Origin of the sequence: Synechococcus sp. H55.2, from assembly GCF_047462495.1 — a bacterium.
GTDB lineage: Bacteria > Cyanobacteriota > Cyanobacteriia > Thermostichales > Thermostichaceae > Thermostichus.
In genome coordinates this window covers 3,210-14,277 of record NZ_JANSJH010000076.1, presented here as the reverse complement: position 1 = coordinate 14,277, position 11,068 = coordinate 3,210, and the positions used below count along the sequence as shown (strand labels likewise).

Sequence of the window (11,068 nt, the reverse complement as noted above, 5' to 3'; positions counted from 1 at the left end):
TGGGATCCCGGATCCAGTCCAAAAGCAGCGGGTTGACCAGCTCGGGGGCTTCGTCTTGGGGGCAATGGCCAACTCCTGGCAAGGGGATGAACCCCACCACGCAAGGGAACCCCGCCAGGGCCCGCCCCAGGGCAATGGGTTCCCAGGGATCCGCTTCCCCCCACAGGATCAAGACGGGGCAGGCGAGCTGAGGCAAGAGATCTTCTGCCAAAGGCCCTTGAGAATAGCGCACAAAAGCCAAAAAGACCTCTGCCGCTCCTGGCTCCAAAGCCGGCTTGAGCAAAAGCTGGATCAGTTCCTCGGTAACGGCTTCTTTGCGTCCGTAGGCCTGGAGGAGGATGTTGCGAATGGCCTTGGGTTGAGCTATCTGGGCGAAGAAAAAACGACCAAAGGGGGGCCACCCCAGCAGGGATTGGAGCAGAGGAGTGGTCCAGCGGCGCAGCCAGGAGATTTGCGCTCGTTTCCGCTCGTGCAGCAGCCGCAGCGAGGGATCCAACATCGCCACTCCCAAAACCTGCCCCGGATCCAGAACCGCCGCCTGCAAAGCCACAATGCAGCCAATCGAGTTGCCCACCAGATAGGCCGGCTGGCCCATCACCTCGCGCACAAAATCTGCCACCAGGGATCCCCAGGTCTCGAAGGTGTAGGGCAGAGGCGAGCCGGGCAGAGGCTTGGCGGATCCCCCAAAGCCCAACAGATCGACCGCGTACACCCGACAGTGCTGCCCCAGCTCCGGCAAATTTTTCCGCCAATGGTCGCTGCTGGCCCCAAAGCCATGGATCAGCAACACCGCCGGGCCGGCAGATCCCGACTGCTGATAGCGAATGGACTGGTCACGCCAGAGCCAGCGGTGCTCTGCAATGGGGGGTGCGGTGGGCAAAGGAAGCATGGGGAGCCTCTGGCTTCGCGTCAACGTTGCGATCTTAAATCTCTTTGTAAGTTTCCGGGGGAGGCTGGGCAATACTGGCAGTTGAGGGTTTTGCGGTGGGTCGGCTTTGATTTGGCTGGTTGGCCTCGGCTTGTTCGGCAGCGCTTTTTGCCTCTTTTGGGGACAGTTGTTGGTGGGCAAGTTGCTGCTGCCGCTGTGGGGAGGATCCCCCCTGGTGTGGAACACCTGCCTGGCTTTTTTCCAGGTCACCCTGCTGTTGGGCTACCTGTGGGCAGACCGGCTGGGGCGTGGGTTGCATCCCAGGATGGGCGTGCTGATCCAGGGGATCTTGCTGCTGATGGGGCTGAGGCTTTTACCCTTTCAATTTGGGCTCTGCCTGCAGCCGGAAGGAGCGTGGCCCCCTCTCGCCCTCTTGGCAGACCTGGCTTTGGGAGCTGGGGTGCCGCTGTTTCTCCTGTCGGCGACGGCGCCATTGCTGCAACGGGGGTTGGCGGCAAGAAAGGTCGCGGAGCAACAGGGGCTGCGGGATCCCTATTTTCTCTATGTGGCCAGCAATGCCGGCAGTTTGGCCGGGCTGCTGGGTTACCCGCTGCTGCTGGAGCCCCGGCTGTCTTTGGCTGGGCAAACTCACCTGTGGACGGGATCCTACGCGCTGGTGGCAGCCCTGGTGCTGCTGAGCGGGGTGGGGCTGTTGGCGTCAGCGGCCCAGAGCACTGTGGGGGATCCCGACCCAGGATCCTTGGCAGTCTCCTGGGGAGAGCGCTGGCGCTGGGCGGGGCTGGCTTTTTTGCCGGCAGGCCTGTTGGTGGCGGTCACCACTTTGCTGACCACCGACGTGGCGGCGGTGCCCCTGTTGTGGGCCATCCCCCTGGGGATTTATCTGCTGACATTCATGCTGGCTTTTGGGGGTATCCACCCCAGGAAGTGGATGTTGGGAACAACGGCTCTTCTGGCCTGCGGGGCAGTGGGGGCCCAGGTCTTGGGCTGGGTGAGGCCCGGTTTTTTGCTGCTGCTGCATCTGGTCACCTTTGGGCTGGTAAGCTGGGGCTGCCACAGCCAGTTGGCCTGCCGGCGCCCGCCGGTGGAGCAGTTGACGCAGTTTTACCTGTGGTTGGCTTTGGGGGGGAGCTTGGGGGGGATGTTCTCTGCCCTCTTGGCCCCGCAGGTGTTTGAGACGGTGCTGGAATATCCTCTGCTCTTGGGGGTGTCGCTGGCCGTGCTGGGGGGGCGGGTGGGCCTGTGGCTGGGGCTGGGGTTGCTCTTGCCCTTGCTGCTGTTGCGCTTTCGCCTGCCGGCGCTGCTTCACCGCGGCTCCGCCGTGGGCTTAGCCTTGGGGTGGGCGGTGCTGGTGTTCACAGGAGAGGGCAAGAGGGGATGGCTGCGGCGGCTGGGGACGATGGCGGGGTTGGTTGTGCTGCTGGGGCAACCCTGGCTGATGCCGGGACTGCAGGTGGTGGCCAGCCAGCGCAGCGCCTTTGGCCTCAACCGAATCGTGGAATACCAGACCGAGCAGGGATCCTTCCGCAGCCTTCTGCACGGCACCACCCTACACGGCAGCCAAAACCTGGATCCCCAAAAGGCCCTGCAGCCGCTGACCTATTTCGCCCGGTCTGGGCCGGTTGGGCAGGTGTTTGCGGCGTTTAGAGCTCAGGCTGCGGCTCTCCGGCCCGCCATTGCGGTGTTGGGGCTGGGGATCGGCACGTTGGCCGCCTACGCCCAGCCGGGGGATGAGTGGACGTTTTTCGAGTTGGATCCCACCGTGGCCGACTGGGCGGGCCGCTACTTCTCCTATCTCGATTGGGCCAGCCAGCAGGCGCAGGTGCAGGTCATCCTCGGCGATGCCCGCCTCAGCCTCCAGAGGATCCCAGCGGGCAGCTATGACTTGATGGTGATGGATGCCTTCAGCTCCGACGCCGTGCCGGTGCATTTGCTGACCCTAGAGGCCCTGACCCTCTACCTAAGCAAGCTCAAGCCCCAGGGTTGGCTGCTCTTCAACATCACCAACCGTCACCTCAACTTGGCCCCCGTGTTGGCCGGCCTGGCCGGATCCCTGCAGCTCCAGGCTTGGCAGCAGGCCCACCGGGATCTGTCCTCTGACCAGCAACAAGCAGGGCTGGCCCCCTCCCACTGGGTGCTGATGGCCAACAACCCTGGAGCTCTGCAGGGCTGGCAGCCCCTTCTGCCCCAAGCCGGAGATCCGGTCTGGAGGGATGATTTTTCCAACCTGCTGCAGGTGATCCGTTGGCCCCAGATCCCCAGTTCCGAGTAGGAATCGGACTGTTCTCGCCACGCGACCCTTGGGCGAATGCACCAGCCTTAGGCAGCCCCGCAGCTCAAACAATCTTTACAACGCAGAGTTGGTATGAGTTATGATTGTTTGAAACGTAACTAATGCCTGCTCAGGAGCTCAGCTCATGTCTCCTTCAACTTTGCAAGCCCTTACTGTCAATTCGCAAGCCGTCATGGCTGAAGCCTCTGGGGCTCGTTTCGTGGCCATCGGCGGCAGCTTGCGGCCCAATTCCTTGACTTATCAAGCGCTGGAGGTGGCGCGGCGCGAGTTTGAGAAGCTGGGGATCCCCTTGCACATTCTCGATCTGCGGCAGATGAAGCTGCCCTTTGCGGATGGCTCGGAATCCTACGCGGACTATCCTGATGTGGCGCTCTTGCAGGCGACCATGAAGCAGGCGGATGGGATCCTCTTGGCCAGCCCGGAGTACCACGGCGGCATCAGCGGCAGCCTGAAAAATGCCCTGGATCTGTTGCGTTTTGAGCACCTGGAGGGCAAGGTCTTCGGGTTGATCAGCGTTTTGGGCGGTGAGAGCAACAGCAACACCCTCAACCAGATGCGCTTAATTGTGCGTTGGGTGCATGGCTGGGCGATCCCGGAGCAAATCGCCATTGGTCGGGCTTGGAGCGCTTTTGACGAGCAGGGCAATCTCAAAGACGAGAAGCTACAACAGCGCTTTCAACACTTTGTCCACAGCTTGGTGACCCACACCCACAAGTTGCGGGGGATCCCAGTAGTAAGGCCTTCCTGAATACCTGCAGGCCCTGGCTGCCCCTGTTGCTACCCAGCCCCTCAGCGGGGGGTTATAGTTATTCCCAGCCAGTGCAAGTCCTTTGCATGGCTCTTTGGCCAACTTTTTGGCAAAGAAGAGGAGGAGTTGAGAAGGTTTTATAGGGCATTGGCTAACCTGCAGAATCAATCCACACGGGTATGGTTCAGTCTGTTCCCCCTTATTCCGATAGAGCTGGATCCCTGTCTCCCTGGGTAGCTCTGCAAGTAACCTTGCAACAGATGCGGGAGCAGAGCGATGCCAACGCCCTCATTCAGCTCACGCTGGAGTATGTCAGGGCGGTGTTTGGGGCGCCGCTGATCTGGCTTGCTCTTTACGACTATGCCAATCACCAGTTGGTGGGCCAAGGGGGGGTGACCCTGCGGGAAGACGATCAAGCGCTCTTGCGAGCTCTGTATCCCCTGCAGCCGGGGGAGATCCTGGAGCAGGTGGTGATCGAACAGCGGCCCATCAGCGTGCCCGATCTTTCCCAGGAGCCGCGCATGGGCCTTTGGCAGCGGGAGGCCAGGCGCCTGGGCGGGATCCAGGGCTGCTTCATCTATCCCTTCTCGGCGGTGGGGCGGCGGCGCTGCCTGGGGATCCTGATGCTGGGATCCCAGATGTGGGGAGTTACCACCCGCGAGGACGAAAAGGCCCTGCTGGGGATTTTGCTGGGGCAGTTGGCGGCCTCGCTGCAAGAGCTAGAAAACGCTTGGCAACAGCAGACCGAAAAGCGCCTTGAGGATCTACTTCTGAGGTTGGGAACGGCGATGCGCCAGGCGGGATCCCTGCAGGAACGGGTCAGCCTGGTGAGGCAGGAGCTGCAGACGTTCCTGGGCGCCGTCCATATTCAGGTGTACTGGCACGAGCGCAGCCAGGGGCGGTTTGTTCCCCATGGAAGCGCCGCTAGGCCCAGCCAGCCACCCACTCCTGCCCCCATGTCCAGAGAGGCCAAAGCGGGAGCAGCGTCGCCAAAAGATGGCGGCCTTTCGCTGCGGGAATTGGGGGACATGTACTACACCCTCACCGATGGCCAGGTGGTGGTGGGCGGCACGGGGACGACCCGCTCTGAGGTTCCCCCCAAGCTGATGCAGCAGTTGCGGGCTCAGGCGGTTTTGGCGGCCCCGATTTTGCTGGAGAGGGATCTGCTGGGGTTTATCTGGGTGCAATCGGAGCTGCCCCGCACCTGGCAAGCGGTGGAGCGACAGTTGGTGGCCGCTGCCGCCAATGGGCTGGCCTTGGCCGCCCCCCTGGAAAATCTGGATCGCCGCATTCGCCAGTTGGCCGACGACCAAGAGTTTGTCCACCAGGTGGGCCGTTCGCTTTACAACCCAGCAGAGCTGCAACAGGCTCTCCAGCAAGCGGTGGTTGGCCTGGGGCAGCGCCTGAAGGCCGCTGTGGTGGCCGTGTTGACGGTGGATCCCGACAGGCCCATCCCCCGCCTCTTCTACGAGCACCGCAGCGAAGGCAAGCAGGCTTTGCCGCCGCAGTTTAGCCCCTTGAGCGAGCAAGACTGGCAGGATCTGCTGCGCAGCGAGGTGGTGGTGGCAGAAAACTACGACCAAGATCTGCGCCTGCTCTCTTGGCGGCAAGAACTGGCCCCTCTGGGGGTGCGCTCCCTCATGCTCACCCATACTCGGGTCGGCGGCGCCGTCAGCAACGCTGTCTTTCCGGAAGGGCTGCTCCTGGTATTACACCCCCAGCTACGGGCCTGGAGCCGGGAAGAACGGCAACTGCTGCGCGGGATCGCCCAACAAGTGGGGTTGCTCCTGCGGCACCTCCAATCGGAACAACAGCGACAACGGCAAGAACAACTGCTCAGGGGCCTGATCGCCACCTGTCTGGCCCTGCAAAACCTGAACACCTCGCCCGTTGGCGACAGCAGTATAGAGTCCTTTCTCTACACCACCACCGCTCAACAGACGGCCCAATTGCTGGGGATCCCGTTGGCTCTCGTAGTCAGTTGGCAGCCGGGGGAGAGCCGGGCCCAGTTACAGCCGCCCTTTGCTGCTGCCCCTGAGTTCTGCCCCAGCGGAGCCACCGAGATCGACCGCCAGGATCCGCTGCTGGCTTATGTGCTGCAGGCGGGGGAGCCCCTTCAGCTTGCCCAAGAAGAGATCCCGGCTGCCAGCCGCACCTGGCTCAATTCTGCCGGCCTGGGATCCTGGCTGCTGGTGCCCTTGGGCGAGACAGATCCCTCTCTGCCGGAGCCTCTGGGGGTTTTGATCCTGGGGGCAGAGGCAGGTAAGGTTTGGGATCCCGACGAGCGGGCGGCTGTGATGTTGATCGCCCAGACCTGCGCTTGGACGCTGCGGCGCTTGCTTTGGATGCAAACTTTGCAAGAGCAGCAGGAGGTGCTCAGGGAGTTGAACTGGTACAAACACCGCCGCCTGCTAGACCTACAGAATGCCCTCCTGGACGGCCTGCGCCGCTTGGGTCAGGTGCCGGAGATCCCCGGCGACGAAGCCACCCGCTGGCAAAAAGTGGTGGAGATCGGCAAGGGGCTGCGAGAGCTGACGGTCTCCACAGAGCCGTTGTTGCAGGCGGAAACCTGGCAGATCCAGCCACAGTTGCAGTCGGTATCTTTGGCTACTTTGGTGCGCAAAAGCCTGCGCCGGGTGGAGGGCCTGACCCAAAGACGCAAGCTGTGGCCGCGGGCCCATGGGGACATGAGTCTGGCCATCCAGGGGGATCCCGGACGCCTGGAGATGGTGCTCTGGGAGCTGCTGGTGGCCGCCGCTTTGCGCAGCCCGGAAGGGGGGCGGCTGGATCTGTGGAGCCAGGCTGGCGAGGGCTATGCAGAGCTGCTGGTGGTGGATCAGGGCAGCTTTGACCCTCACCTGGCAGCGGCACTTCAGTTGGAGCCGGAGCGGGTGATCTACGCGGATCCTTTGCTCAAGTCGCCTTTGGCGGCCAGCCCCGGCCTGGAACTCAGCTTATGCCAACGGGTGGTGCAGCGGATGGGAGGTCAGCTCTCCTTCTATCTGTCTGGGGATGGGCGCTCCGTTTCCCGACTGCTCCTGCCGCTGAGCCCAGCGTAGAGCACAGCCCTCAGGAAGACAAGATCCTCAGCAGCCAAAACAGGGGCAAGAAGGCCAGCACCCCTCGATCCAGCCGCCGCAGTTGTAGGCGGTGCCAGCGCAGGGGATGGTCGGGGCCGGTCAGCCCACGGGCTTGCATGGCCATGGCCATCTGTTCGGCCCGCAGGAGCAAGTTTTCAAAAAAGCGCTCCACCAGGGCCAGCAGGGTTTGCATCCCGCCCCGAAAACTGAGGGATCCCCAGCGCACATCCCGAGTTCGCACCGCCCGCACCAGGTTTTGCACCTCCTCCATCACCAGCGGCAGAAAGCGCAGCGCCAAGGTGAGGGTGAGGATCACCTCCGCAACCGGCCATCCCCAGCGCTGGCAAGGTTGCAACAGTTGGCCGATCCCAGCGGTGATCTCCTCTGGGGCGGTGGTCAGCAAAAACAAGTTGGTGGCATAGAGCAGCGTAAAGATGAGGGTGCCCAGCCGCAAGGCCACCGACAGAGAACGGCGCGACACCTGAAAGGTTCGCCCCAACAGGGACAATTGAACCAAGCGGTAGCGATAGGGCGTTGGCCAGGCACGGGTTTGCTCGCGCCAGGCGCGGTCTGGGGATCCCTGTTCTGCAGCCAGGTGAAGGCTATCGCGAACGCCGGGGATCCCGGTCAGCCCATAGCCCACCACCTGCACATCCTGCCGCTGCGGCTGCGGAAAGACCCCCAACCCATCTGGGGCCAAGCTGGTGATCCCAAAGGTGAGCAGGCTGAGAGCCAACACCAGAGCGAGTTGGCCTGACCAAACCCGGCGCGGCAGACGGGCTGCCACCGTCAAGAGCAAGAGAAGTGCCACCACCGCCAGGCGCCAGCCATTGCCGGCCAAAATGGGACTGAGCAGGAAGCTGAGCAGCCAGGCCAGCTTCACGCGCGGATCCAGGCAATGTAGCCAGGTGCGAGGCTCTTCCAGATAAATCCCCAGCGGGGCATTGCGCAGGATATCCACGATCGGGCAAGCGGGAAACAGCCTATCTATGTAAGCTACCCGACTCCGACCGCTGGGCGGTATTCAAATCACGGCCAAGAGAACACAACCCTCACTAGCCTTGGATCCCCCCTTGGCGGCATGATAAGAACGAGGGATCCGCAGAACAAGGCAAAAATGGACGTGCAACTGGGCCGCAATCGGCAGGCAAGACGCGCTTATGGGCTGGATGAGATCGCGCTGGCACCAGGCAGGCGAACTCTGGATCCCAGCCTGGTAGACACCCACTTCACTCTGGGAGGGATCCAACGGCCCATCCCCATCATCGCCAGCGCCATGGACGGCGTGGTGGATGTCAAGATGGCGATTTTGCTCTCCAAGCTGGGGGCGATGGGCGTGCTGAACCTGGACGGGATCCAAACCCGCTACGCGGATCCCGACGAGGTGCTGGATCAGATTGCTGCGGTCGGCAAAGACGAGTTTGTTCCCCTGATGCAGCGCCTCTACAGCGAGCCCGTCAAGCCGGAGCTGATCCAAGAGCGCATCCGCCAGATCAAAGCCGCCGGCGCCATTGCCGCCGCTAGCTGCGTGCCCGCCCATGCGGCTGAATATGGGCCCCTAGTGGCGGAAGCAGGCGGAGATCTCTTCTTCGTCCAGGCCACCGTGGTTTCCGTCCATCACAAGGTGCCAGAGGGCATGCAAAAGCTGGATCTGGCCGCGTTCTGCCGCTCCATGCCCATTCCCGTGGTGCTGGGCAACTGCGTCACCTACGATGTCGCCCTGGAGCTAATGCAAGCGGGAGCTGCCGGCGTCTTGGTGGGCATCGGCCCCGGCGCTGCCTGCACCTCCCGCGGCGTGCTGGGGGTGGGAGTACCTCAGGCCACCGCCATTGCCGACTGCGCTGCCGCCCGCGACCAGTTCTTGGCCGAAACCAGCACCTACGTTCCCATCATCGCCGACGGCGGCCTGGTGACCGGCGGGGATATCTGCAAGGCCATCGCCTGTGGGGCCGATGCCGTGATGATCGGATCCCCCTTGGCTCGCGCTCAGGAGGCGCCCGGTCGCGGCTTTCACTGGGGCATGGCCACCCCCAGCCCCGTTTTGCCCCGCGGCACCCGCATTCGCGTGGGATCCACCGGCACCCTGGAAGAGATCTTGCGCGGCCCCGCCCGCCTGGATGACGGCACCCACAACCTCTGGGGTGCCCTGCGCACCAGCATGGCCACCCTGGGCGCCGCCAACCTCAAGGAAATGCACCAGGTGGCGATCTGCATTGCCCCTTCCCTTTTGACCGAGGGCAAGGTGTACCAGAAGGCGCAGAGCCTGGGCATGGGGAAATAGCCCCTCAGGAAATGCTAGACTCAGGGAGCCGAGGGGGCGGTTAGCTCAGCGGTAGAGCGCCTGCCTTACAAGCAGGATGTCACTGGTTCGAGTCCGGTACCGCCCATCCCCGCCTTAGCCCGTGGCTCAGCTTCAGGATACACCCGCTAGCCAGGGCCGGATCCCTGAGGTAAAGTAATGGGTATAGGGCCTGGAGCGTCTGCCGCCCTTGAGCCTCGCATTGAGTCTCGCTCAAAAAGTGTGTAAAGTGGTAGACGATGTAAGACAGGGCTGTACTATGTTCTTCTAGAATTCGCAACTGTCAGGCTCGCTCTAGAGTTGGGCAGTTGGGCATCGCTAGGAGACGTTGCCACAGCTAAACAGGTGTGAGGACAAAAAACAAGGAGAGAAACATGCCCGCGAAACACACGAACTACTGGAAAACGCTGCTGGCTGGCACCCTGGGTGCAGCGGCAGTCTTAACCCCTGGAGTGGCCTATGCCCAAGCTACAGGGCCTGTCACCTCCATCTCTGAGCTTTCCGATGTGCAGCCCACCGACTGGGCATTCCAGGCGCTGCAATCGCTGGTCGAGCGCTACGGCTGTATTGCCGGCTACCCTGACCGCACCTTCCGCGGCAACCGGGCCATGACCCGTTTTGAGTTTGCCGCCGGGATGAATGCCTGCTTGGATCGCATCAACGAGCTGATCGCCGCCGGCCTGGCCGACAAGGTTTCTAAGGAGGACTTGGCTACACTGCAGCGGCTGCAGGAGGAGTTTGCCGCCGAGCTGGCAGCCCTGCGGGGACGGGTAGACGCGCTGGAAGCCGACGTAAATGACCTGAAGGGCAAGGTCTTCAACCCGGTCACCAAGCTGAATGCCCAAGTGATCACCGCTGTCCTGGGCAGCGCTCTCACCGACGACCGGGTGGTCAACAACAGGGTGGTGGCCGAGCAGAATCAGGCGAACATGACCCTGCCCTACCGGGTGCGCTTGAACTTCGACGCTTCCTTTGCTGGGCGTGACCGTCTGCGCATTCGTCTGCAGGCTCGCGATGCGGTAACCACCTTCTTCGCAGGGGATCCGGGCGTTGGCTTCCAAGGGGGTGGTGGTGGCACCTTCACGCTGGCCCAGTTGGTCTATCAGTTCCCTGCCTTTAACCGCGCTGCCACCATCTACGCCGGCATCACGGGCACGGGGGTGTCCAGTGTCCTGCAATACAGCGTCCCCTTCGATGCCCTCTCCGACTTTGCCGACCTCCCCAACTCCACGGGAGATGTGCCCAGTGGCACGCTGTTTGGCTTCCGCTATCGCCTCGGCGACCAGTTTCGTCTGGCCTACGCCTACAGCACCCGCGGCGGCCAGACCTTGGGCAGAGGTTTCGGTGACAGCGGTTTGACCGGTAACGACAGCGCTCACACGGTGGAGCTGGGCTTTCTGCCGACGGAAAATCTGGAGCTGTATTTGCAATTTGCTTCCACCTATCTGCAGGACGCTAGCCGCGGCCCCGGTTTCCTGGCTACCGGCAGCAGCCTTTTCCGCGGTCCGCTGCGCCGGAATGACGTCACCCCCTCGGCTCGGGTCAATGCCTTTACAGTGGCTGCCAACTGGGAGCTGAGCCCCCGCATTATCCTGTCCGGCTGGTTTACGGCGGGCAACGTTGACTATAACCTGCCCAATGTGGTGCCGGCTGGCACCATCGATCCGGGCGATGAAGACTTCAACGGGTTCTTGCTTGGTTTTGCCTTCCCGGATCTCTTCATTGAGGGTGCCAAGGGTGGTGTAGTCTTCGGTCAGCCGAT

Annotated in this window: 7 protein-coding genes and 1 tRNA gene; 6 read left to right on the top strand and 2 right to left on the bottom strand. The window is 62.7% G+C overall.

The features are described 5' to 3' along the window. The coding region (locus tag NW844_RS09535) for an alpha/beta fold hydrolase (RefSeq protein ID WP_414335153.1) at window positions 1-889 on the bottom strand (889 nt) is incomplete at its 3' end. Between the two features lie 106 nt (window positions 890-995). Here NW844_RS09535 and NW844_RS09530 point away from each other — a divergent pair. From NW844_RS09530 to NW844_RS09520, 3 genes are all read left to right on the top strand, one after another. Next, entirely contained in the window at window positions 996-3,158 is a 2,163-nt protein-coding gene (locus tag NW844_RS09530) for a spermidine synthase (RefSeq protein ID WP_414335152.1), read from the top strand. Window positions 3,159-3,303: 145 nt separating this feature from the next. After that, window positions 3,304-3,927 (top strand): NADPH-dependent FMN reductase, encoded by a 624-nt coding sequence (locus NW844_RS09525; RefSeq protein WP_414335151.1) that lies wholly within the window; start codon window positions 3,304-3,306, stop codon window positions 3,925-3,927. Window positions 3,928-4,106: 179 nt separating this feature from the next. Next, complete coding sequence (locus NW844_RS09520) at window positions 4,107-6,986, top strand: GAF domain-containing protein (protein WP_414335150.1); 2,880 nt, start codon at window positions 4,107-4,109, stop codon at window positions 6,984-6,986. Between the two features lie 10 nt (window positions 6,987-6,996). Here the strand turns inward: NW844_RS09520 and NW844_RS09515 are convergent, their stop codons facing one another. Beyond that, a complete protein-coding gene (locus tag NW844_RS09515) occupies window positions 6,997-7,968 on the bottom strand; it encodes an energy-coupling factor transporter transmembrane component T family protein (protein ID WP_414335149.1) in 972 nt (323 codons plus the stop codon). Between the two features lie 156 nt (window positions 7,969-8,124). Here NW844_RS09515 and NW844_RS09510 point away from each other — a divergent pair, with 156 nt between their 5' ends. The 3 genes from NW844_RS09510 to NW844_RS09500 all read left to right on the top strand — a co-directional run. Beyond that, window positions 8,125-9,288 carry a GuaB3 family IMP dehydrogenase-related protein gene (locus tag NW844_RS09510; RefSeq protein ID WP_414335148.1) on the top strand — a complete coding sequence of 388 codons (1,164 nt, stop codon included), beginning with the start codon at window positions 8,125-8,127 and terminating at the stop codon, window positions 9,286-9,288. Window positions 9,289-9,322: 34 nt separating this feature from the next. After that, window positions 9,323-9,394: transfer RNA gene (locus NW844_RS09505), tRNA-Val, on the top strand. A gap of 286 nt (window positions 9,395-9,680) precedes the next feature. After that, window positions 9,681-11,068 (top strand): iron uptake porin (locus tag NW844_RS09500; protein ID WP_414335147.1); only part of this gene is annotated, 1,388 nt, incomplete at its 3' end.

Bases quoted from the DNA above. Each gene is read 5' to 3' on its own strand.
- NW844_RS09525 (WP_414335151.1), top strand. From the start codon at position 3,304: ATGTCTCCTTCAACTTTGCAAGCCCTTACTGTCAATTCGCAAGCCGTC.
- NW844_RS09520 (WP_414335150.1), top strand. From the start codon at position 4,107: ATGGTTCAGTCTGTTCCCCCTTATTCCGATAGAGCTGGATCCCTGTCT.
- NW844_RS09510 (WP_414335148.1), top strand. From the start codon at position 8,125: ATGGACGTGCAACTGGGCCGCAATCGGCAGGCAAGACGCGCTTATGGG.